Origin of the sequence: Legionella quinlivanii (assembly GCF_003265995.1) — a bacterium.
Classification (GTDB): Bacteria; Pseudomonadota; Gammaproteobacteria; order Legionellales; family Legionellaceae; genus Legionella_C; species Legionella_C quinlivanii_A.
The window spans coordinates 14,751-38,670 of record NZ_MVJN01000015.1; the positions used below are offsets into that span (position 1 = coordinate 14,751).

A 23,920-nucleotide genomic window follows, 5' to 3' on the forward strand; every position below is an offset into this window, starting at 1 on the left:
CTAGCTGCTTATCGCATTATAAGAACCTGCCAGATAATTATTATTGACCTGACGGGTCATTAAATAATAATTAATTAGTTCCGCAAGATTCTTCATTCCCAGTTTCCTCATGATATTCGCCCGATGAATCTCCACTGTGGACAGCGCAATATTGAGCGTATAGCCGATCTCTTTGTTCATTTTGCCATTAATTACATATTCCAGAACTTCCTTTTCCCGAGGCGTTAATTTCATCATATCGTCTTTAAACCGGGTGACAGTATTACACAAGGGAATAGCAGCAAATGACTTCTGCACTGCAGCCAGTAGTTGCTGGTTGTTAAAAGGCTTGGGGATGAAATCGAACGCGCCAATTTTCATGGCTCTTACAGCCATTTCAATATCACCATGCGCAGTAATAAAAATAACAGGCAGTAAATTTTTGCTTTGTGTCAAACTCTCCTGTAACTCCAATCCCCCCATGTTTGGAAGCCGCACATCCAGAATGATACAACCATTCTGAACCTCTCCACGTTGAAAAGCTTCCAGAAATAGATAGGGATCATTGTAACAAACCACCTCAATTTGCACCGACTCAAACAAGGCCATAAGTGCTCTGCTGATAGAAAGATCATCTTCTACCAGATAGACGCAAAAATTAGATTTATGCATTGATTTGACTTCCTGAATCATCAATTATTGCGTATCTTAAAGAGATTAATATCGCTTGACAATTCATTTTTATCGCAGGCTCGCGTATAAAAGATATTTCGTTTGAGCCATTATCAATGGTGATTTAATATTGAAAATTATGTTCGTGGGTAACGCTGAAAACACTAATTCCACTCCTGATGCAGAGCAAATGATGCGTTGCTTACATCAGTTGACTGTGCAACGCACAGGTAACAAAAGCCTCTACTCCCTTCTCCAGGAGCATCTGGAACTTATCATCCAGCTGTTCAAAGTGTCTTATGCCCAATTGAGCCTGCAGAATGTAGATACTCATCAGGTGCTTATTGAAGTGGGGGAAAACCTGAGCGTTAATCCCGTCTCCATTTTGCGCCTAAGTCACAAAGCTGAGAAAATTCATAATAGTTTCTATATTGATAATTCCGTGCTCACCGAGAATATTGCAAGCCGCTTTATACTTATTCCTGTGTCAAGCCCAACAAAAAGCGCCCTGGGCAATCTTTTAATATATTGGACACATGCAGAGAGACCGGATGATATGAGTATCTCCTGTCTTGAGTTAATTGCTTATCATACAGGCAATTTATTACAGCAACGGGAAATTGACAGTCTTTCCAGTCTTTATAAAACAACGGCAACCGAGGAAGGTTATGCGAAAAAACTTTTTTTAGCCACTCTTTCCCATGATCTTCGCTCACCGCTTACTTCAATTTTGACCTGGGCTCAATTATTAAAAACTACCTCATCTCCTCCGGATAAATTACAAACTGGCCTGAATTTTATTGAGGAAAGTGCACTTCGACAAAATAAAATTATCGATAATCTTATTCACATTTCTGAAGTGCTTTTAAATAAAACACCAATGGAATTTGAGTTCACTGATCTCAATTCCATTCTTAACAAATCCCTGCAATCAGTTATTTCGCTGGTACAAAACAGAAATCTGCAAGTTAAAAAATGTCTGACGCCGCACCCGCTCATAATTCGCGCGGACTCGTTTCGGATTAAACAGGTTTTTTGTAATTTGCTCGCCAATGCTATTAAATTCAGTTTTGAAAGCGGAGAGTTATTGATCAAAACAGAGCATTTGGTTTTAAATAAAAAGAGTTATGCCCAGATCGTGTTTGAGGATCATGGTGTGGGTATGAAAAAAGAACAATTAACAAGAATTCTTCGACTATTTAATGAAGACGATGGTATAAAGGCCAAAGAGGGAATGGGAATCGGCCTTGCTTTTTCTGCCTATCTGATCAAATTGCACAACGGCTTTATGGATGCAGAGAATAAGGGAGAGAATAAAGGCGCTATTTTCAGGGTCATGATACCGCTGGTTTAATTATGAATAGTGGTTAACCATTAGTGCAAAGTTAAAAACCCGTATTTTTTGATTGATAAGAACAGGTTATCGTTTCAGTTCTTCTTATAATTCAATGCATTGAGGAAATAGAATGACTGAACGATTAACAGGTAAGGTAAAATGGTTTGATCCTAAAAAAGGATTTGGCTTTATCCATGCTGATGGGCAAGACTATTTTGTGCATTTTCGTAATATTCAGGCGACAGGATTCAGAACATTGACTGAAGGAGCTGAAGTGAGTTTTTCTCCTTGTAAGGAAGATAAGGGATTGAAAGCATGCGAAGTAGAAATTATTAACCAGGTCTGAATTTGAAAATGCGATGAGAAATTAAACATTTGTTAGAGACAAGGAGAGCTCTAGTTAAAATGGAAATTTTGAAACTAAATGCTTTACAGGGGCCAAATTGCTGGTCAAATACACATCCCCGTTTAATAGTCCTGGAACTGGATCTGTTAAACTACGGGGCGCGCCCAAGTAACTCACTACAGGGATTTACTGAGGCCTTGGAAAAGCTGCTCCCTTCTCTAGGAGAAAATCCCTCTTCCGATAATTGCGAGGGGGGATTTTCGCAGAGACTGCGAAGAGGTATTCCCTTAAGCTGCGTCATTGAGCAAGTCGCTCTTGAATTACAATCTCTGGCAGGCATGAGCTGCAGTTTCGGCAGGACCCACTATGTTGCCAGCAAGGGGGTTTATCAGATTGTTTTCAGTTATGAATTTGAGAAAGCAGGCCTATACGCAGCGAAAACCGCAGTCTCTATTGTCGAGTGCCTGGCGCTCAGCAAACCTTATCTTTGCCTGGAAAACGATCTGTCCTATCTGCAACAAATCCGAGTACTTGCCAGTCCAGCCCCAGGTATTCTGTCTATTTTAAGAGAAGCTGAGAAGAGAAATATACCTTATTATCGGCTTGATAACGAACCGTTCTATCGGCTTGGACAAGGATGTAATCAAAAACTTCTTTGCGCAACCCTTGGGTCTCAGAATAGCAGTATCGGTGTTGATAATACTTATGATGAAACAGCAGTGAAAAAAATTCTGGATTCTCAATGTATACCCGTAACTCAAAGCTCGAGCGTCAAGGGGCAGAGTTTTATCTTTTTAGTCATTAATTTCAAACTGGCTGCGGTGATCAAACAGAACCAGCCAACCGCCCAAATTAAAGAAGAAAAAGAAATTACCCCAACGGAGGTTACGGCTCAAACCCATCCTTCCTATGCATTTCTTGCGGAGCGTGTTGCAAGGCTAATGCATCTTAGCGTATGCGAAGTGGTTATAGTAAGTGAAGATATTCGTTTACCACTTAATGAGACCAGCAAAGCAGTCTATGAAGTGAATGCAACTCCCCGTCTTGGCCAGTATCCCCTTGTAAAACCTATTGCAGCATCTATTATTGATATGCTCTATCCACCTAATCAATCTTCACGCATTCCTATTGTTGCTTTCACCGGCGTCAAAGGTCAGCCAGGACTGGCTCAATTAATTGCGTCAATGGCAGAAAAATATGATTTTTCAAGTGGATTTACCTCTATTAATGGAGCCTGTATCACTGGGCAGCCAATTACCTTCAACAACGACAAGCCATTTAATCAGGTGAGAGCAGTATTAAGGGATCCAGCCGTAAACTTTGCGGTTTTTGAATGCGATGCCGAAAGTATCTATGATTTCGGGCTGGCGTTTGACCACTGTGATGTCGGAATCGTAATGAATGTTGCAAAAGAAAACTCAGATTTTGAACGAGTCAAAGAAACCATAGTCCGCAGCGTCCACTCTAAAGGCTACTGTATTTTAAATGCAGATGATGATCAGGTTTATGCGATGCGAACAGTTCCTGATTGCCCCGTGGCTTTATTCAGTCTGAATGCCGATAATTTAAGAATTAGCGAACACTGCCAGCAAAATGGCCTGACAGCTTATTTTGAGGACCAGTTCCTAATCGTTCGTAAAGGCAATAAAATCAAATGCCGCATTTATCTGCCTGAAATAACTCAGGGCAGCATCGCACAAAATATTCTGGCAACTGTGCTGGTATATGCTTGTTTTGAGTTTAATATGGACTCTATCGATAGAAAACTTGCCAGCATTCTGGAGAAAGAACAATCTGATGCGCCTCGCCTATACGACGTTGTTCCTGAATAAGCGAAGCGCAGTTGGCTCAGCGCTAGTGAGTTAAAGCAAGCAAGTCTGCCAGATCATTAGCGTGGTCCTCTTCTTCCTCCAGAATCACTTCCAGCATGCGCCGCGTGGTGGGATCTTCCTGTCCAAACCAGGCGATTAATTTGCGATAGACCATAATCGCAATTCGCTCAGCAACCAGATCATCCTCAATCATACCGCGCAAATCGGTACTGGAACCGAACTCTGTAGCAGAACGTGAAAGGATGTTGGCAGGATTGAAATCAGGGTCACCTCCCAACTGATTAATTCGCTCAGCAATCATAAGCATATGATGCTCTTCCTGCTGCGCATGTTCTTCAAATTCTGCAGCCACCTGGATGTAATCAATGCCCTTGGCAATAATCTGATGGTGGCGATAGCGCAATACACATAAGATCTCTGTCGCCAAAGCATCATTTAACAACTTGCAGGCCTGCGTTAAATCAAGCGGATAGTCACAGGTCACCGCACCGTCCTGTAGGCTATTTTTCGCTTCGTTTCGTATTTCCTGCAGATTATAGGGAACAGCAACCTGTTCTGTGTCTTTCATTATCTATCCTTGACTAGACGCTTTATAGAACATTATAGACAATATTTAATATGAAGAACCAAATAAAATACATCCTGATGCTAGGGAAAACCACTAATAAATCCTGTAAATTCCCCTATTTATAAATAAATACAAACAAGAGATGATAAATAATAGTCGTTTTTCCCTTAAATCGCGCTAACCATGACAAACGCTACTGTACAATTAATGGAGTAAATTTTATGACGGATAAAATTAAAGGAAAGGTTAAATGGTTTAATGCTAAGAAAGGTTATGGATTCATTATGGCCAATAATGAGGATTATTTCGTTCATTTTCGAGAGATTCAGTGCACAGGCTTTCGCACTCTGATAGAAGGTTCAGAAGTAACGTTCGTTGCAGAGCACACGGTAAGGGGGCCACAAGCTTTGAATGTAGAAGTTACTGGCTCTGAGACAAGGAATTGAAGGCTGATTTACAGAGCGAGAATATCCTGTTTGTTTCATCTTTATAAATACTTGATTCCCCTTTTGCTGCACCAGAAAATTTCCCGCCCAAGCGGGAAATTAAACTGGCTCCTTCGTCAGAAACTAATAAGAAGAACCATTTGAACTGCCACTTCCTGTTCCAGTACTGCCTGTTCCGGGATTTGTTGTATCTGTACCAGTTCCTGTGCTGTCGGTTCCAGGATTGGTTGTGCCTGTTCCGGTACTGCCGGCTCCAGGATTAGTTGTGCCTGTGCCATTGCTATCGGTTCCAGGATTGGTTGTAGTACTGTCAGTTCCCGTTCCGGTACTTCCTGTGCCAGTGTTGCCCGTACCCGTTGTAGAGGAAGTGCCCGTATCTGGCGTGCTGGTTGTTGCATTAGTGCCGGTTGATGTGGTGGAATTCGTGCTGCTGCCTGTGTTGGCATGCAGTGAAAATGCCATCACGGTGAATAGAAATGCTATCATCCTTTTCATACTTATCTCCTGACTATGAATTTTTATTTACAAGATCGTTTGATTTATTAAATTGAACGGCGGATCTGGACTGAAATATCATTTGTCCTTAATTGTTCTCACCTTTAAGTTTAGTACAAAATACTCGAGCAAACGCCAGTTTATAAAACTATTTCAGCCGGATAAATTATTTTATGATAGACTAAGTTCAATTTAATCCATACCAGGAGTAAGAATGGAAAGCATGTTCACCTGTCTTGTTCTCTTATTTATCCTGGTTATTTCGGGCGTGGTGTCACGACTATTACCGTCATTACCCTCACCCCTGGTCCAAATCGCGCTGGGAGCGCTTGCCAGCAGCCTTTCTCCCAACTTTTATATTGGTTTTAATCCTGAGTTGTTCATGCTGTTGTTCATACCTCCATTATTATTCAGCGATAGCTGGCATTTCCCTAAAAGAGAGTTCTTTTCCAATACCCGCCCGATTATTATGCTCTCTATCGGACTCGTATTTTTTACAGTCGCCGGCATGGGGTATCTGCTTCACTGGCTAGAACCCTCAATCCCTTTAGCAGCCTGCTTCGCACTGGCCGCAGCTTTATCACCGACTGACGCTGTATCTTTAAAATCAATGACAAGCAAAACCGGAATGCCCGAGCGTTTGCGGCATATTCTGCAAGGCGAGGCATTATTAAATGACGCCTCTGGTCTTGTGTCTTTTAAATTTTCAGTTACCGCGATGCTGACCGGTTTTTTTTCGTTCACTAATGCCACTATCAGTCTGCTTCTGGTGGGATTAGGAGGAATTATCATTGGCGTTCTGCTGACCTATTTATTCATTGCTGCCCTCGGACAGTTAAGCCGTCGAAACGCCAGTGAAACCACCACCGAAAATCTGCTGCTTTTACTTTTGCCTTATGCAGCCTATCTTGCAGCCGAACATCTGGGATGCTCAGGCATTATTGCCGCAGTGGCTGCCGGTTTTACCCTCGATCAGGCCGGTTTTCTGGATAAAACAATGGCTATCATGCGTATTGAAGGCCGCTTTGTCTGGGGTATGCTCGAGACTACCTTAAATGGCATCATTTTCATTTTGCTGGGCCTGTACTTACCCAATTCCTTTCAAATCATTGCTTATACCGGCACCAGCGTATCGAATTGCTTCCTGATTATTGCATTGATAACCTGCTCTCTGATTGCGCTCAGGGCACTCTGGATTTATCTGACCTTGCCTTTTGAGGCAATGATAGCGAGACGAAAACAGGCAGAGTGGAAAATCCCCAATTTAAAAATTGTAACCGCCATAGCGTTTGGCGGAATTCGCGGAGCTATCGCTTTAGCAGCAATTCTTTCATTACCTACCTGGATGCCTGACGGCTCACCCTTCCCCATGAGGGATCTCTTAATCAGCGTAGTCGTGGGTGTCGTACTCTGCTCCCTGTTATTGAGTGCAATAGTACTGCCTCTTATTATTCCCAGCCTGCGCTCTTTAATTATTGAATCGCCGGATGATGAAGAATTTCAGGCCAGAATCGCTGCCGCCCAGGCCGGTATACAGGCTATAGAACAGGAACTTGCTCAACTGGCCGAAAATTTAAATGAAGAGGAATTCAATCTGTGCACACAGGTGGGCAAAACACTTACCGCTTCCCTGAGTCAATTTGTTTCCTCCAGTGTCGGTGGAGAAACAGAGAAAATGGCAAGTCTGAAAGCACTTGATTTTGAAGAATCTTTACGCCTGGCAGCCCTGGAAGGCGCTCGCAAAGAGCTACGACAGCTTCGCAAAAAGGGGCGAATTAATAATTCCACGATGATTGGCATTATCCACTTGCTGGATATTCGCCAGCTTTCGCTGGTGGATAATTACAGACAATCTCAATTAAAAAAAATTAAGCGCTGAAGCTCATTTTCCAGAACTGAGCAAGTGAGAGCTGCTATCATTGAGTCTCGCCAGTAATTCAGTAGTTATAAGCTCTCCCTCCATCTGCCCGCTAATCATTTCAGAGGAGGTCAGATAACTCAAGCCCAACGCCAGCTCTTTAATTTCCGAGCCCATCTCCTGTGAGAGGTACTGGCGAATACGATCAATTAAAGCGAGACAACCCTCTCGGTCTGTCATTGGTAACAGAAAAAACATAGTGCCTTCCATCCTGGAGGATAAATCGCTTTCGCGAAAGATTTGCCGCAATTTTTTAAAAAATTGTCCCATAGCCCGCTCGGTATTAACAATTCCTTTCTCATGCAGTAATTGATCTTCATTGAGGATGCGCAAGGTCATTATGCTGAAATACCAGGTGTTATAACGTTCTGCCAGTTTGGCTTGCCAGGATACAATCGCCATAAAAACGATATAGTCGATGACATTAAAAAACTGATGAAAATTGTGGTAAATTTCCTTTTCTATACCCTGTACCAGATATTCCGCTCTGCGCGTTAATGAATAGTCATACAAAAGTCTTGTTTTTAATTCATCAATGAAAAAGAGACGCTGACAAACCAGGCACATCATATTCACTTCCGCTTCAGCAAAAAAATGACCGCAATCCATGCACATTTTATCTTCGACAGGCTTATCATAATCCACACCCAGTTCTTCGAGCTTGGTATTACAGCGGCTGCAAATCAATCGCTCCCGACGAAGAAACTCTGGAACAGGCCCTATTTTGCCGCAAGTATAACAATGAACAAAATTCTGTATTTTAATACGAATCGAATGGCAGCTGGGGCAGGAATTTTTCAAATTTAACAGACCGGAACTACAGAAACTGCAAATCTTGATTTCATCAATCAAATTATGCTGAGAAAGGATATCCCTTAAGACCAAATCTTCAAGAAATTCCCAGTCATCCCTTTTCTCCTCCGGAGAAGAAAACAGGGTAATTAATGGAAAATAATAGACATAGGGATTGTGATAACTAATCTGACCTCTTAATTTTAATTCGGGACGTGTGTAAAGATAAGTGCTTAGCATTACCTCTTTCTCTTCTGACAAAAGCACATTCCCCGGAATCTTTTTTAAACGCTGATGAATAGCATGAGCTTTAGTCAATAATTCATCGTCAGCCGAACCATCAAATAAGTCATGGAGAGACTCATCAATATCACCATGGTAGAAAATAGGCGTATACCGATACGTGGGAATCGAACGAAGTTCGCGCAACAAGGCAATCCACTCCTGCCGCTCTTTCTTAGACATCACAATAGCATAGGGGGATTGCTTGGGAAGCTCATTGATCTGCCCCACGATTTCTACCTTGAACGGCAAAAATTTATCATCGCTAATATTGCTAATCATCCAAATTGATTGCGGATTATTTATTGTCATTGCGGTTATCCTGACTCAACTTATATTTTGAGTTTAGACCATTTACATTTTGAATACCGCAAAGAGCAGGCATGTTTATAGCCAGGCACTTCTGTTACCGTCCTCTTCAAACTTGACATTATCGCTGACCCGACTTAGCATGCGAGCATAACAAGCGCAGGGGCAGATTATGACGGTTAATCGTTTGAGGGCATTAGTCAGCGAAGACTTTGAAGCCGTTAATTCATTAATTATTGATAAAATCCAGTCACAGGTCGGGTTAATTGAAGACTTGTCGCACTATATTGTCCAGAGCGGCGGTAAACGCTTACGTCCTCTTCTGTTATTATTAGCGAGCCGCGCCTGTGGATATGAAGGCCGGGATCACATTCCCCTGGCCGCTATGATTGAGTATTTTCACACTGCAACCTTATTACATGACGATGTGGTTGACGAATCTACCTTAAGACGCGGAAGAGAAACTGCTAATGAAATCTGGGGCAGTAAAGCCAGTATACTCGTTGGGGATTATCTCTTCACCCAGTCCGTTCAATTGATGGTGAATGTACACAACTGGTCAGTCCTTCACCTTCTGGCTGACACCTCTCATCAAATAAGCTGTGGCGAAGTCAAGCAGCTGGTCAACAAGCATAATTCCTCACTAACAGTCAAAGACTATTATGATGTGATTCGCGCAAAAACCGCCCTGTTATTTGCCGCCGCCGCATCGATTGGCGCTATCCTTAGCAATGCCGGCGAACCTTTGGAAAAGGCGCTTTATGCTTATGGACTCCATCTGGGAAATGCCTTTCAGCTCATTGACGATGCCCTCGACTACTGTGCAGACAGTAAAACCATCGGCAAAAATATCGGCGATGATCTTGCAGATGGAAAGGCAACCATGCCATTATTACATGCACTGGAGCACTCAAATCCAGAACAACAGCAAATTATCAGAGAAAGCCTGCAAACAGGCAATCGCGATAAACTGGAAACTATATTGCAGATAATCGAAGAAACGCAATCCATTGCCTACACAAAGCAATGTGCGGCAGAGGAAGTCAACCACGCGCTTTGCGCTCTGGATATTCTGCCCGCATCCCAGTACAAAACAGCGCTGGTGGAATTGGCCGAATTTGCGATAAATCGAAATCATTAGAATCAACGGAGTGTAGCTCAGACTGGTAGAGCACTGCCTTCGGGAGGCAGGGGTCGCAGGTTCAATTCCTGTCACTCCGACCAATAAAATCAACAGGTTACGTTATTTACCTTGCACCAAACTTCACTTGTAAAGTGCATATAAAGTGCTAATTTATTGTATAAGCATGAGTAAAGTGTAAAACAAACGCTGTGACCATTTTGACTCGCAATCTCCTTCTTTATTATTTCATCATTTCTATACCGCTTTACTTAATGTATCGTTCAATCGTAAATGCCAAATTATTAGACATATTAACTGAGCTTCTGTAAAATAATTGTTCTTTAAAATAGGTTTAATAGGAGACTCCATGTTTTTATCACAGTACAAAATAGGCAGAACGGTGGCTATAGATGAACAAATGATTCACCTGAGCAAGAAAGATCTTGATAATCTTTTTGGCTTGAAATGGAGTTTAGACATGGCAAAACAAGAAAAACGGAAAATAATTATTAATACCAATGGATTAGAAATTACTGAAGAAATGCAAAAGTTGTTTGAAGAATATGATGCTCAAGTCGAGGATTCCTCAAAAGCCCCCAGAATGGGCTAACTCATATAGATAGTTCAAAAGTATCGCGTGAACTTACAAGCTAAATTTCCGAATATGTAAAATATAGTCTTCTCACCTAATTAAGACTGAGAAGACTGAGAAGACTGAATCTTAAGATTATCAGATTGAATCGCTACGCTCTTCTATGCTGGTCGAGCCATGTATCCAAATCCTCTTTTAAATAGCGAATTGATCGCCCTATTTTAATATATTTCGGACCGGGCGTGCGGTTAGCTAGTGTTCCATATGCCCTATCTTGAGAAAGAAAAGAACGACTCATGCAGATATAACTTGCTGCTTCCGCCTCTTTAAAAACCCTTTTTTCCATGTTGTATCCTTATATACTAAGACTAAATCAGATGTAAGATTATATTATACGCATATACGTATAATATCAACAAGGATACATTTATTAAGTATATTTATTTTTTCATACTATACTGAACTTCAAATACTTTCCTATCTACAGAAAACTTACCCTCAAATCGCGTAAGCCCATCTCCTCTCATTTTGGGTGCAAAGTCAGTGAAATACTGGTCTAGTGCTGCTCTGCTCTCTAGTTGATATTGTACCGTTAGTTTTTCTTGACCACTTACCCCTTCTTCTGGCTTTAGGATCTTTGCTTTGATAAAGCCCGGTAACTGAATCATTTCCTCTGCATGTTTCTTTAACCACTCTTGGTATTCAGGATATATATCAGAATCGATAGCCAAATTTACTTCGTAGATAACCATAGCTTTTCCTTTCATGATTAATTATTAACAAACTTAGAGCTGCACAAATGGTAATTGGAATACCCGGATTAACTTGATCCTTTGATGATATCATCCAGTAAGGCATTAGCCCCGCAAATAATGCCAGGCTGATGTTATAAGAAATAGCGAGAGCCTTACCACGTTGTTCTTTTGAAAACTGCATGACAAGAAATGCCGGGAGCGCTGAGTTGAGTAATGCCTGTACTATGGCAAACAGTGCTAACGTTACAATGCAGCTGGTAATACCCAGCTGAGGCAGTAATGCAAATACTACATATGAAAAGAGTAAATAGAGGATAGAGGTGAGCTTTATCTGTTTTCTGATACCAATCCTATCCGCCAACATTCCTCCAAACGGCAAAAGCAATAAATAAATGACTAGCGATAAGAGAGTGATCAGAATTGATTCTTTATGAGAATGCGCATTTAATAGTGACGTTAAAAATGTCGGCAAGAAAACAAAGGTAATATAAAAGGCTGAGGCCGATAAATTTGAGATCACAAACGCTTCAATTAATTCCCGTTTATGGGTTTTCACCAGATTCAGATAAGCTAAAGACGATGAGCGCGACTCCCTAACCACCCCTTTCATACTATGTCGGATAAACAAAACAGCTAAACAACCAAGCGTCCCAAATAGAAAGGGAATTCTCCACGCAAATTGAATGATCCTTTCATGAGATACCATATATAAAAGAATAAAGGCTGCAAAATTGGCAAACACAATCCCAATACAACCCCCGACAAAGGCCAAGCTTCCAAATACGGCCGGCTTGATTTTCCCATGTTCAACAGCAAAAATCATCGCTGATGAAAATTCGCCTGATATCGATAAGCCCTGCATTACCCGGCAAACAATTAAAAGGGAACCATAACTGGCGCACAACCAGCGAGTAGGTAATAGACCAATTGATAAGGTAGCAATAGTCATTAATAATGTCGTGTACAACATTATCTTCTTTTGCCCAAATTGATCTATCAAATAGCCACAGCTAATTGCACCAATGGGTTTTATCAAATAGCTAACTATATAAGCCAGAACAGTAAAATTTATACTCGCTCTACCCGGGTATTCTTGAGAAAAGACTTCAACTAAAACCGGAATCAAAAAGGGAAATACCGTAAAATCATAAACCTCTATAATTGTCCCTAAAAATGCCGAGAGAAGAGGAGCTTTTTTCATTTACATCCCAGTAAAGTTTGAGTACATTATTATAACACTGGATGTATTTAATTAGCAGTATGGACTTACAGTTGTATTCAAAATCAAAAAACCCTCACGGCAGCTTTCCCGAAAAATTTGAACTCCAATTTTATCAGGCCTTTCATACCTTAAAAAAGTTAGGTTGCGACTATTTATATTTCCTGGGTATAGAAGATCAAATATCTTACCGTTTTTGTACACATGACTATTGGATGGATATTTACAATACAGAAAAACTCATCCTAAATGACCCACTTAGACGGGTTAGTGAAAGCAGTAACTTTATTCTTCTTCCTTGGACACAAATCACTCACCTTCACGGTGATGAGAAAAAAACAATGAATGCAAGGAGTTCTAATGGACTGTTTAACGGATTAACAATCTCAAGACAACATAATAACAAAAAATATATTTTTGCCTTAGCAACAGAGTTAAAAGATCATGATTTAGCCAGATATCTAGTATTGGAGAACATAAACACTGTTGAACAAGTCTTCAGTTATTATATTAAATTATTTAATCAATACTTAGCCCTTCAGTGTGAGCCCAATTGCAAGCGAAGTATTATATTTAATTAGCTACAAAATATGCTAGCCTTGAATACCCACTTAAGTTTAATACTAAATTAAAATGATGGACTGTGAAATGAATTTTTATGCTTTTTTAAGTGCTGCATTATGGCCTCTTACAATTGTTTTTTTAACTTACTATTTCGGTTCTGATATATCTAAGCTTCTTTCTCGAATTAAGTTGGCACGTTGGGGTCAAAGTAGTGCTGAGTTTGAATCTCACAGCCAGGAACAGGATATTATTAAGGAAGCAATATCAGATGCAGGTAATTTCTCAGATGTTCCTCAATTTTATGAGTCTCAGAACGAACTTATGAACACCCTTTTGAATAATTTAACGTCAGAGGAAGCTGTAAAGGAATATTGTCGCCGTAATTTTCCAATTATTTTTCTTAATTTTATCTTTTATAAGATTTATCAGAATATATTTGGAACACAGCTTGAATTGTTGTTTTATTTAAACTCCATGCGTTCCACCAAGAGTTTAAATTTACGTCAATTCTATTTGAAGGGAAAAGAGCAATATCCGGACGTATACCACAATATTACACTAGAGGCGTATTTGTCTTTTTTAATAAATAATGGATTAATGCAAGAGCAAAATGGGATAGTGACCTTGACATCTACAGGGCGGGATTTTATAAAATTTCTTAATTATGAACAACTTCCCCCTCGTCCCTTTTAGTGACTATCAGTAAGTCAAATTTGAGCAGTATCTGCGCTAAAATATAAGATACTAATTTACTGCTAACACTCAGACTAATGAGAATTTCCTATATATCATATATCTAGGAATAACGAATTACCTCTTTCTTCGCAAAGCTCTACTGATAAGCCTAGATTTGCGAATTGTTTATGAACATAGTCCAAGGCTCCGAGAATAACGGCTTTGTTATATGCATCCATTCCTGATTTAACAACAAGCCCACCTAATTCGATTTTTCGGCGTGTTTCAGCACGTCGCTTTTTTAGTTTTTCAATCATCAATGATTTTTCTTCACGGCAAACGATTTGTTTCTGTTTTAAAATCTGTTTAGTTATGTCCATGAATCACCTCACGGGCTAACTTGGCAAAGAGAGAATCTAGCTGATTAAGTTCGATTTGATGCAGGCCGTGCTTGTAGGCCAAATGACCAATTTTGAGCTGGTGCTTTTCTTGTAAGAGATCCAGCTTTTCTTTCGCTTTTTGAATTTTATCCATAAGTACAGCTTCCATTTGCGATACTGTCTTCTTTGACATAATTACTCCGCAAATTTGAACGAGATCAAAAACATCATATACCCACAGATCTCCGAGTTCAATAGCTTTTATCCATGAGCGCCAGCGAATTCCACCTGTCCCGAAGAAAAGAATTTTCTAAGGGCGCAATATACAAACTATCGTTTGTTTGCTAAATTCACGCATATGGCGATTTCCTATGCGAATATTTCCGTGCATAGCAGGAGCAAAGGGCACAGTGCTGTGGCTGCCGCCGCGTACCGTGCTGGAATGAAGCTCTATGATGAACGTCTCGGCTTAACCTATGATTTTAGCAATCGACATGATGTGAAATTTTCTGAACTCCTGTTACCTGAAGGAGCAGAACAAGATTTCACAGACCGGCAATTCATCTGGAATGAGGTCGAACGAGCAGAATCGAGAAAGAACGCCCAAGTCTGCAAAGACGTCATGCTCGCCTTGCCTAAAGAGCTGGATTTAATTCAGCAAATCGAATTAGCCAAGCGTTTTGCTCAAACTCATTTTGTCGATAAGGGAATCCCTGCGGACGTTTCCATTCACGACCACGGTGATGGCAATCCGCATGCGCACATCCTAATCACCACCAGACGTTTAGAACAAACTCAATTCTCGAAACACAAAGCCCGTGATTTAAACCCGCAGTTCGCCAAAGGATTTATTACCGAAAAAGAACAATGGCATCAGCAATGGCGAGACTTTCAGAACGTATATTTTGAAGAAAAAGGAATTGATTTAACGGTAGACCTTAACCATATCATTCCAGAACGACATCACGGCGGTTTCAGGGATAAAGCCAGTCATTATCTTCTCGAAGAAAATGAACTCATCAAGCAAGCGCGTGAAGAAATTGCTTTAAATGATATCGAGAATTTCATCAATATTCTGTCGATTGAACACAGCGTTTTTACAGAAGAAGATATCAAAGACTTATTATTTAAAACCATTACAAAAGAAAAATACGACGAGTTTTTTCAATTGACTGTTGAACGGGTGTTAACAAATGAAAACCTCGTTTGTTTGGGTGAAAATGAGCAGGGACATAAAGCCTTTACCACGCGGCATCAGTACTTGCAGGAAAGCAAACTACTAGAAGATGTTGAAACGTTGCAGGCAAGAACAGCCCATGTCTATCAAACAGATACAGCAGAGTTCTTGAAAAGGACTCAGTTAAGTGAAGAACAACAGCAAGCGTTTGAGTTCATCGTGAATAGTGGTGATATCAGTTGTATTATTGGTCGCCCGGGTGTGGGGAAAAGTTACATGTTAACACCCGTTAAAGACTTCTATCAGCAACAAGGTTGCCGTGTTTTAGGCGCAACACTGTCAGGGAAAGTCGCTAAACAATTACAAATAGAATCAGGCATTGAGTCGTCCACCATCGCTTCCTTAACCGCAGGAATTCTTTCCGGAAAACAAACATTAACTGCCAATGATATATTAATCATTGATGAAGCGGGTATGGTGGATTTTGCCAACATGTCCTTTCTAATTAATAAAGTAAGAGAAGCCAATGCCAAAATCGTTTTAGTCGGTGACCCTGACCAACTTAAACCCATTAAGAAAGGCGCTATTTTTAAAGGGATTGCAGCCCTTGCAGGCTGCTTCACGATGGTCGATATCAAACGGCAGCGTAATTCTGGAGACCGACACGCCAGTATTGAATTATCGAAAGGCAATATAGCGGCAGGCCTTGGCCATTACTTTGAACAAAATGCGATTACTATTGCAGATAATCAGAAGGAAATTTTTGCGACAGACCTTCTGATTCGTTCTTGGCAGACCGGTATACATGAATATGAGGACTTACGAAAAAGAATCATTTTGGCCAATGCGAATGATACGGTTGACAGCTTAAATCTGAGTGCACGCGATATTTTAATAGAAAAAGGTATTTCGGGTGCTCAGCAAATTCCTTTTGTTAAAGAAATAAAAAATAAGGGATGCGATTATCGACCTGGTCAATACATCATGGTTACCCAAAGCGATAATGAATTAGGCCTCATCGGTGGTGAACAAGGCAGGATTAGTGAGATAGACGAAGAGAAGAATTTAACGCTGCTAATGAACGATAACCGTGCAATCAAAGTGCCAGCCCATTTAAGACGCTATGTCGAGAAAACTGGTCTACAAGATATTTTCCTAACGACAGGAGAGCGGGTATTCTTTAAGAAAGGCGATACCAGCATTGGCGTTAAGAATGGCGATTTAGGAACTATTGTGCAAATCAATGAGGAGGGTTTTACGGCACTTTTAGATTCCGGGACAGAAATCACTGTTCCTAAGCGCTACAAGCAAATAGATTATGCGTATGCCATGACTGTTCACAAATCGCAGGGAATGTCCGTTGAGAATACCTATGCCTGCGTTGACACCATGTGGTGGAACAGGGCATTAAGTTTTGTTGCTTTTACCCGTCATAAAGAAAAATTAAAAATATTTGCTAACAGCAAAAACCATCCTGATTTTGAAACGATGGTTCAGCTATTATCGCGAAATACCTTACAAGATAACGTCATTGATTACCCAATGAATCTCGGGCTTCGACATGGATTTGAATGGGATGATTTGGCAGAACGTGCAGTGAAGCGCATTACTCCTGTTTCACAAATCATCAGGGATAAAGTCAATTACCTTTATCACTATGCACAAGCAGTCAAAATGCAGCAGCTCACAATCAACAATAGGCGCGCCGGCCGGCAATTGGGAAGAGATATTGCCCAGTACATTGACCTAAAAGCACAAATTGCCCTCCATTATGGGCAATTGAAAAGAAAGGCCGAACAAACAGGGTGTAAGATGTCTGAGCTAAAGGAGTTCGATTATTTTTACAAACTAAGCTGTGCTCGCGACAAAAAAGCGACTGAACTCCTCCATACGGAACAATCGCAACTTTCTAAAATCAAGCTTAAACATTTCAATATGAATCAATTAGAAAAAGAAGCAACCCGCTATGAGAAGATAAAAACAATTCGAGCCATTATTAATGCAAAACCTAATTTTAAAGAGGATAGCGAGCTAGGTAAATGCGCTAATAAGCTATCTATCACAGAAGATGCAATGCCCATCGCTCAGGAAATAAAGAAAGCCAAAGGCTCTAAAAAAATATTCCACGATCAATTACAATCATTGCAACAGCATTATAGAAAAACAATTTATACGAATTTACAAAATGAGAATCCAATATTAAAGCGATATCATGATCTGACTTCGGTGTGTTCAAAGCTAACAGGTTTACAAGCAGAGCAATTGAACAAAGAACTTTTGAAGGCAGCTAGAATGATAGTATCGAACAAACTATTATTCAAAAAGATTCAAAATGACTTACCTAATTTGTCTAATAAACTCAGAACCCAGTGTCTCACACTGGATAAAAATGTTGAGTTAACCTACTAATTCCTTATAGAAGCATTGTATAAGAATATGACTGTATAGCTAATAACCACCAGTAACGCCAAGCCGGTTTCTAACTTACTTTCCGGAAGTGTTGCTTCGTCATCCCATCCCTATTCGCGTATAACAATAACTACATGACTAGCCAATACAAGGTCTACTCGTCGCAAGCTCCTGCGTTCCACCTTGCATTGGCTAGTCATCCCGTTAGAACTCTTTTTTGCGAATGGGGATGACGAAGCAACAAGCAAGTTCTGCGCATTCAAGTGGGAAAAGGAATTCGCTTTGCTCATCACTGTTTAGAAAGCGATGGGTTTAAGGAATCAAAAGCATCAAAATTTTTGAAAACCATGCAAGAAAACATTCTTTATGAAAGCCAATAAAACAATAGGTTATCGATATAAAATTGAGCGGATTAATGATTTTGGTTCAAGTAACAAATAGTTAAAGCGTGATATTCAATCATGCGAAATCTAGCTTCTGTAATTAAAGCTAGATTTCGAGAGCATTATCAGTTAGTTAATGAATCAGCTAATTCTTTATATGCTATCTTGGCAACATTGAAATATAAGTCATCTTGATTTCCTTTAGACTGAGAAAATCTTTTCTTGGCAGAAGTTAAATAGTCCTTAATCTGGTCAATCGAACTTTCGCGCTTTAAATTCTTATACCACTGTTTGGTAATTCCAAAAAACATGCCGTCTAAGTCAGACCGGTTATATTCTTTCAACATAGAAATAATTGAGGGAATATAGATATCTTCAAGTTTTTTAGATTTATAAGCTAATTCAAGCTTTAAACCTAGCTGCAGAGACGGCTCAACTCCTACCATTCTATCCTCTATGAGCTTTAGCTTGCTTCTAACATCAGAGGCAGAATGAAGATCAATAAACCCTCTAATAACTTTATCTGCATCCCTAGGGCTTAACTCTTGATTTAACAATTTTGAATAGAATTGTTTTAGCATTGCAAAATCAGAGGTATTAACTGTTTGTTCCCAGTGATTTTGATAATAAATCATTAAGCCCTGAACCAATTTAGATTTAATTTCATCATTGTGTATTTCGTCATATAAAGAGATAAACTTTGATATTACATCTGGCTCATTAGACACAGCCAATCTATCAATAAATACGCTGCGCTTGGCTTCATTCACCTCCGGGTTAAACAAAAACTCCCATTCCTTCGCAATATGAGTTGGGGTTTCCTCAGCCATAGGAATATCGGCAAGCTCTACAAATTTTTCATACGGAAGCTTATTTAACTCTTCTGCTGTCAATTCGGAGAATTGTTGCTCAATTCTATCCATTAAAGGTATTTGGTTTGGTATTGAGCTGAATTCTTCAGAAAATGCATCGCCATTTGCGTATGGAAATGTGTTGAAAACATTTAATGGAAGCATAATACGATTATTCATTATTTGCGAATAACCTGCACTATAGAAGTCCCATGCTACATACGTATCACAGCGCCAAAAGCCACATTTTGTAGGAACTCTATTTGCAGGATTACCTTGACCAATAACATAAGCGGTAGAGGTTGAGTACGAGGGGCACCACCAACTTTGATGAAATGCTTCAACCAAAACAGCATATGTCCCGGAACTGTAATCACCTATCCCGGAGCGACTACCCCAATACCTGGATCTGGAGGTAAAATTATTAAAGGTATTAAATTGAATAACAGGACTTTCATTTAAAACTTCAATGATTATTTGCGTTGGTTTACCGACATCGTCCCCAGTACCTAATCCAACATGACCAATCCATCCCATCCCAGGTATTAATAAATCTCTTCCTGCTATATCCCCGGAAGCTAATGGTCTTCTTGCCTCTGCACTAAATGCAATTGAGACCATACATAATATCAAGAACTTCTTATTCAACATCTTCTCCTTTTGTCTACAATAAGATGAAACTAACTTTTCGCTAGTACTTTATAACTGACACAAACCAATAAGTGCATTAAAAGAATTAAGGATATAAATAAATAAAAAAGATTAAATAAACCGAGTCCTTTTACTTCAACATAAAATGGCAACCAGTTTTGAATTAGATATCCAAGAAATAAAACGACTGCAAAAACATTTGTATACCAAATATGCGATCGAGTTAGAAATAAAGCGATTAGGGAATAAATTAAACCAATTATATTTGCATAAACAATACCTAATAAAATGAGGATGGGCCACCAACTTCTTACGTCAGTATTTTGTGATTTCAATAACAAAGAGACTATTAATGCTAAGAAAAAACTATACGAAATTGATAGGAAATCATAGCAAAATGAGCTTTTAGTGCCTTTATGCAGAAATGTCTGCGAAAGTAACAAAAATAGCGAAACTAGAGAAAAACTTAAGAAACTATTTGGCCAATCAACTTTTGCTCCAATTTGTATCGAAACAAGCAAAGAAATAAACAAGAGCAATAAAACTGTTGCAAACAATCTGAAGCGAAACATACCTACTCCTTTAGGTGAAAGTTGATGCAGCTCTATCTCACCTCATTGCGGCGAATTCTAGCATAAATATATAGTATTTCAACTTTGCTAAAAGAGAGATGGCAAGAAGGATAATGTAATACAATTAAGTCAAAATATGCGCTATCATTCGTTCAAAATATAAATAAATCGTTTAGTTTATATGTTAATAGCCCGCTGATTTTCATGGAAAATATATTACAAATTTATGCTTATATCAGGAAGCAATATATAATCACTATAAGACGTATGATTAAATTCTTCTCAGGTTTTTTTTCATCTAAAGTATATTCCATTCTATCTACATGCCCTTAATAGACTGAAAAACGCTTTTGGAATCATACAAACAATTATCGTAATATTCCTCTAAGTCGGATGGTAGATGGAATCTCGAATCAAATGGTAGCTCAACATAAACGCATTTATAGTAATATTTAACTGTATTTAAAGCATTGTGTAATTTAGGTATATTCATTACCTTTTCCGAGTCAAGGTGTCCTACAAATTTATCACGATATTTTTTTATATTTTCTCGATCTTTATTGAACTCACCCTCACTAAGATTGCAATAATCGAGCATTTTAACTTTAAAAGTTTCAGAGTCACGAATTATTTTCGTCCAATGATGTTTATCCGTGTATGATCCGAATAATTTCATCCACTCTAAAATGGATATATCTAAAAAATTATTTTGCACTGTAATCCAGAATTTATTATTTGCCATCGATATCCCATCAACCCACCCTCCCCGGTAATAGGCATAATTCCTAACAAAGTGGCAACATAATAATGCAGTCCTGCGTAAACGTTCGATTCTATTCATTAATACCTCCAAAAAAATCATCCCTCTGCTTATCTCATAGTAAAGCACATAGAGATCTATCGGTTAGCACCTCACGCTTGAATGCGTTGCGATGTATTTCATTAATCTGCAAATTTAAAGCGGGTTCCTGAAGGCATTTCAGCTTTTCTTTATACCAGATGAATTGTTCCGCTTTGACTGACGGAAACCCGGAACGCATGATTAAGGTATTCTCCGCTGGGATCTTCATAATCGCTTCAGGTCGCATTAGCGGCACTGCCTGATAATTTTTGCCATGACTGTTGCTAATACCTTGTGCCTGTAATGAAGTGGATTCATTGGCTACCCGCTGCGTTTTAGTGCCTAACATTTTGCTGATGAACTCGGCATCTCCCAAATCTTCAGTGGTAAATGCTACCTTTGTTTTAATATTGGTAAAGGCTTTGGCTTCATCTTGAGAATATTTTTCATAGGTTTGGGCAATGTATTGAAACATGAGAATACAGCGTACCCTATATTCGCGAAGCAGCTTTAATGAACGCCGTAAGCGCTCGATTCGGCCTAAGGAAGAAAACTCATCAATCAGGCACAATAACGGGTACGGTTCTTTTTTAAGATCAGGAATTTCTCTAATCATGGCTGAAATTAATTGCTGCCAAAATAACGTAAGTAAGGGTGCCAAGCGTTCCATGTCATCATCGGTGAAGCCGACATATATCGTCATTTTCTTACGCCGTAACTCTTTGAAATCAAAATCACTGGCGCTAGTCGCTGAATCGATAAACGGATCGTCAAAGAGTTCTAAATAGCCGGAGAAGGATTCTAAAATCGAGCTTCGGGTTTTTTCATGATTATTGATGTAAGAATAGCCGTTGCGGTAAAACTCTGGGTCAAGATGGTCAGTGTTATCGAGCAAGTCTTGCAGCCACACATCGAATTGCTGCTGTTTAATCAAGCGGTTCATTTCGCCTAACGTCGTTCGCCGCTCGGGCGTATCCAGTAGATAGAGTGTTAAGCATTTAAAGAGTTTGCGACTGGCTTGCGTCCAGATAACATCCCCTTTTGGGTTATCCGGTATTAAAATATGTGCGGTTCGTTGAATGTCGGTCATGCGGTGATTAACGTCTTTGCTGATACTGGCCAAGGGGTTAAATCGATGCGTTCGCCCTTCCGGGTGGGTCGGTGCAAAGCAATAGCATTCATGGCCTAATACCTTTTGCCGGTAACCTGATGTCGTTTCAAAGAGAGTTAATTTGACATCATTACAAACCACCGAATAGGGATAATTGAATAAGTTGGGAATGGCAATACTTCGTGTTTTACCACTCCCGGACGGGGCAAAGACCAAGACATGTTCAAAGCCGTTAGAATACAGCGGAACCCCGTATTTCTTACCGATGATTAAACTTTCCTCTTTTTTTTTAAAAAAATCGGCTTTCTGAATTTCATAGCCGTTGGCAAAATGAGCATTCCCCAATACTTTGTTGCCAGGGCGAAATCGTTCAAACAGGGCATGCATAGGAAGTGCGAAGACTAAAAAGAACCCCGCGAGCTCACAACCAATAAAACGGCGTAAGGGTTCGGGTTCTTCAGAAAGCTCCTGCAAAAAAGCGATCAACTCAGCGATATTGTTAAAGGTTTCTTGCGACCACCATTGATAGATGAAAACGCCAACAATTGAGGCAGTTACTGAAAGCACTAAACAAAGGAGCACAATACCGCTTAACCAACGGATAAAGCCGCCTTTGAGATAGCAGGCAGCCAAAATGAAAGGAAGGGATGCGCACAACAATGCCCCTGCACACAAGCCGTAATAACCAAAACGGAACAACACAAAGAGCGACCAAGGATAAGGGGTATTGGAAAGTCCCAAGCCCCACAGACAAATAAAACTGGCTATTTCTAAAGTCAGCAGCAAGCACACCATCGCGATTATTATTTTTTTAGGCATGACTTATCCTTAAAACTGACGCACAGCGCGCACATGGCCTAAAGTGCTTGCTTTATCACTGGCAATCACCTCCCCAGTGCTAAAGTTTTGTAGCCATGCCTGAGAGACGCTTGATTCAGTCGAACTCCAATAGTAATCGGGCGCAAAACTCGTTAACCCCTGCAGTTGTAAGTTCGCCTTCAAAAGGCTTAATTCATAAATAGATGGCAGATACCAACCGCCATAGCAAAGGCTTTGCGCGTTAGCAGGGGTCACACAAGGTGTTTCCCCATCCTCCGACACACTGTATTGATGCGCCAGAAGGGCTGCAAATTGGCCGTTTTGATTATCAATGGTCTGTTCGCTAATGATTAATCGGGTGTTGGATTCACCAGCGCCAATACCATCCGCCCGGGCATTGGTAATCTTATTGCCGCTTTCCCCATTTCGCCATTGAATGCCTTGAGCATTCACATCATGGGTACTGGCAATTAATCCATGCTGACCGGTGTTATCCACCCAGAAGACAATACCGCCCTGATACAGCTCACCTATTTGATGGGTAATGATATTGGCACTAATCACCTCGCCTTCAATGCGAATGCCACTACCGGCCTGATAATGCCCTGCTGGTCCTCGCTCCCCTTTTTGTCCAGGCATTCCCTGTGGACCTTGAGGGCCAGCGGGAATGGAGGCAATTCGATTCGCCAACGCGATAATTTGATTGGACACCAAGACCATTTGGTCTTGCAGCTTACCAATGTGCTCCCACATATCGACTTCCCCTGCATGAGCGCTGTTCAAACACACACAAGACAAGGCAGTAATCGCTAGCTTTTTCATG

23 protein-coding genes and 1 tRNA gene are annotated in these 23,920 nt (G+C 40.2%); 11 read left to right on the plus strand and 13 right to left on the minus strand.

The window, feature by feature from the left end:
- Positions 1-651, minus strand: a complete 651-nt coding sequence (locus tag B1207_RS15090; RefSeq protein ID WP_112220763.1) for a response regulator transcription factor — start codon at positions 649-651, stop codon at positions 1-3.
- A 139-nt stretch (positions 652-790) separates the two neighbouring features.
- On the opposite strand from B1207_RS15090, the gene B1207_RS15095 reads away from it, so the two are divergent.
- The 3 genes from B1207_RS15095 to B1207_RS15105 all read left to right on the plus strand — a co-directional run bounded on the left by B1207_RS15095 (position 791) and on the right by B1207_RS15105 (position 4,165).
- Positions 791-2,005 (plus strand): sensor histidine kinase, encoded by a 1,215-nt coding sequence (locus B1207_RS15095; RefSeq protein ID WP_112220715.1) that lies wholly within the window; start codon positions 791-793, stop codon positions 2,003-2,005.
- Between the two features lie 112 nt (positions 2,006-2,117).
- The gene (locus tag B1207_RS15100; RefSeq protein WP_112220716.1) at positions 2,118-2,333 is read left to right on the plus strand and encodes a cold-shock protein; all 216 of its coding nucleotides are present in this window, start codon (positions 2,118-2,120) and stop codon (positions 2,331-2,333) included.
- Positions 2,334-2,392: 59 nt separating this feature from the next.
- Positions 2,393-4,165, plus strand: coding sequence for a cyanophycin synthetase family protein (locus tag B1207_RS15105; RefSeq protein ID WP_112220717.1), 1,773 nt, complete (start codon positions 2,393-2,395; stop codon positions 4,163-4,165).
- Between the two features lie 22 nt (positions 4,166-4,187).
- Here the strand turns inward: B1207_RS15105 and B1207_RS15110 are convergent, their stop codons facing one another.
- A complete protein-coding gene (locus tag B1207_RS15110; RefSeq protein ID WP_112220718.1) occupies positions 4,188-4,733 on the minus strand; it encodes a ferritin-like domain-containing protein in 546 nt (181 codons plus the stop codon).
- A gap of 221 nt (positions 4,734-4,954) precedes the next feature.
- On the opposite strand from B1207_RS15110, the gene B1207_RS15115 reads away from it, so the two are divergent.
- A complete protein-coding gene (locus tag B1207_RS15115; RefSeq protein WP_112220719.1) occupies positions 4,955-5,179 on the plus strand; it encodes a cold-shock protein in 225 nt (74 codons plus the stop codon).
- A gap of 123 nt (positions 5,180-5,302) precedes the next feature.
- Here B1207_RS15115 and B1207_RS15120 read toward each other — a convergent pair whose 3' ends face one another.
- The gene (locus tag B1207_RS15120) at positions 5,303-5,674 is read right to left on the minus strand and encodes a hypothetical protein (RefSeq protein ID WP_146740080.1); all 372 of its coding nucleotides are present in this window, start codon (positions 5,672-5,674) and stop codon (positions 5,303-5,305) included.
- Between the two features lie 214 nt (positions 5,675-5,888).
- Between B1207_RS15120 and B1207_RS15125 the strand changes: the two genes are divergently transcribed.
- A complete protein-coding gene (locus B1207_RS15125) occupies positions 5,889-7,553 on the plus strand; it encodes a Na+/H+ antiporter (RefSeq protein ID WP_112220721.1) in 1,665 nt (554 codons plus the stop codon).
- A 3-nt stretch (positions 7,554-7,556) separates the two neighbouring features.
- Here B1207_RS15125 and B1207_RS15130 read toward each other — a convergent pair whose 3' ends face one another.
- Positions 7,557-8,978, minus strand: coding sequence for a GGDEF domain-containing protein (locus B1207_RS15130; RefSeq protein ID WP_112220722.1), 1,422 nt, complete (start codon positions 8,976-8,978; stop codon positions 7,557-7,559).
- Positions 8,979-9,147: 169 nt separating this feature from the next.
- On the opposite strand from B1207_RS15130, the gene B1207_RS15135 reads away from it, so the two are divergent.
- From B1207_RS15135 to B1207_RS15145, 3 genes are all read left to right on the plus strand, one after another.
- Positions 9,148-10,116 carry a polyprenyl synthetase family protein gene (locus tag B1207_RS15135; RefSeq protein WP_112220723.1) on the plus strand — a complete coding sequence of 323 codons (969 nt, stop codon included), beginning with the start codon at positions 9,148-9,150 and terminating at the stop codon, positions 10,114-10,116.
- Between the two features lie 6 nt (positions 10,117-10,122).
- Positions 10,123-10,199: transfer RNA gene (locus B1207_RS15140), tRNA-Pro, on the plus strand.
- A gap of 266 nt (positions 10,200-10,465) precedes the next feature.
- On the plus strand, positions 10,466-10,708 hold the full coding sequence (locus B1207_RS15145) for a hypothetical protein (protein ID WP_112220724.1): 243 nt from the start codon (positions 10,466-10,468) through the stop codon (positions 10,706-10,708).
- Positions 10,709-10,841: 133 nt separating this feature from the next.
- Here the strand turns inward: B1207_RS15145 and B1207_RS15150 are convergent, their stop codons facing one another.
- From B1207_RS15150 to B1207_RS15160, 3 genes are all read right to left on the minus strand, one after another.
- Positions 10,842-11,036: a DNA-binding protein gene (locus tag B1207_RS15150; protein WP_112220725.1), complete on the minus strand. Its 195-nt coding sequence runs from the start codon at positions 11,034-11,036 to the stop codon at positions 10,842-10,844.
- A 94-nt stretch (positions 11,037-11,130) separates the two neighbouring features.
- Positions 11,131-11,442, minus strand: a complete 312-nt coding sequence (locus B1207_RS15155) for a DUF4286 family protein (protein WP_112220726.1) — start codon at positions 11,440-11,442, stop codon at positions 11,131-11,133.
- Positions 11,405-12,646, minus strand: a complete 1,242-nt coding sequence (locus B1207_RS15160; protein ID WP_112220727.1) for an MFS transporter — start codon at positions 12,644-12,646, stop codon at positions 11,405-11,407. The genes B1207_RS15155 and B1207_RS15160 overlap by 38 nt, the downstream gene beginning before the upstream one ends.
- 59 nt (positions 12,647-12,705) lie before the next feature.
- On the opposite strand from B1207_RS15160, the gene B1207_RS15165 reads away from it, so the two are divergent.
- Both B1207_RS15165 and B1207_RS15170 read left to right on the plus strand, forming a co-directional pair.
- Positions 12,706-13,245 carry an autoinducer binding domain-containing protein gene (locus tag B1207_RS15165; protein ID WP_172458320.1) on the plus strand — a complete coding sequence of 180 codons (540 nt, stop codon included), beginning with the start codon at positions 12,706-12,708 and terminating at the stop codon, positions 13,243-13,245.
- A gap of 67 nt (positions 13,246-13,312) precedes the next feature.
- On the plus strand, positions 13,313-13,921 hold the full coding sequence (locus tag B1207_RS15170; RefSeq protein WP_112220729.1) for a hypothetical protein: 609 nt from the start codon (positions 13,313-13,315) through the stop codon (positions 13,919-13,921).
- Positions 13,922-14,016: 95 nt separating this feature from the next.
- Here B1207_RS15170 and B1207_RS15175 read toward each other — a convergent pair whose 3' ends face one another.
- On the minus strand, positions 14,017-14,283 hold the full coding sequence (locus B1207_RS15175) for a conjugal transfer protein TraD (protein ID WP_112220730.1): 267 nt from the start codon (positions 14,281-14,283) through the stop codon (positions 14,017-14,019).
- Positions 14,270-14,476, minus strand: a complete 207-nt coding sequence (locus B1207_RS15180; RefSeq protein ID WP_112220731.1) for a hypothetical protein — start codon at positions 14,474-14,476, stop codon at positions 14,270-14,272. The genes B1207_RS15175 and B1207_RS15180 overlap by 14 nt, the downstream gene beginning before the upstream one ends.
- A gap of 165 nt (positions 14,477-14,641) precedes the next feature.
- On the opposite strand from B1207_RS15180, the gene B1207_RS15185 reads away from it, so the two are divergent.
- Positions 14,642-17,869 (plus strand): MobA/MobL family protein, encoded by a 3,228-nt coding sequence (locus tag B1207_RS15185; protein ID WP_172458321.1) that lies wholly within the window; start codon positions 14,642-14,644, stop codon positions 17,867-17,869.
- Positions 17,870-18,377: 508 nt separating this feature from the next.
- Here the strand turns inward: B1207_RS15185 and B1207_RS15190 are convergent.
- The 4 genes from B1207_RS15190 to B1207_RS15210 form a co-directional block, all read right to left on the minus strand.
- Entirely contained in the window at positions 18,378-19,754 is a 1,377-nt protein-coding gene (locus tag B1207_RS15190; protein ID WP_146740081.1) for a hypothetical protein, read from the minus strand.
- Positions 19,755-20,645: 891 nt separating this feature from the next.
- Positions 20,646-21,167, minus strand: coding sequence for a hypothetical protein (locus B1207_RS15200; RefSeq protein WP_146740082.1), 522 nt, complete (start codon positions 21,165-21,167; stop codon positions 20,646-20,648).
- A gap of 34 nt (positions 21,168-21,201) precedes the next feature.
- On the minus strand, positions 21,202-23,097 hold the full coding sequence (locus B1207_RS15205; RefSeq protein ID WP_253255888.1) for a type IV secretory system conjugative DNA transfer family protein: 1,896 nt from the start codon (positions 23,095-23,097) through the stop codon (positions 21,202-21,204).
- A gap of 9 nt (positions 23,098-23,106) precedes the next feature.
- The gene (locus tag B1207_RS15210) at positions 23,107-23,919 is read right to left on the minus strand and encodes an Lcl domain-containing protein (protein ID WP_437178504.1); all 813 of its coding nucleotides are present in this window, start codon (positions 23,917-23,919) and stop codon (positions 23,107-23,109) included.
- Between the last annotated feature and the right edge of the window lies 1 nt (position 23,920).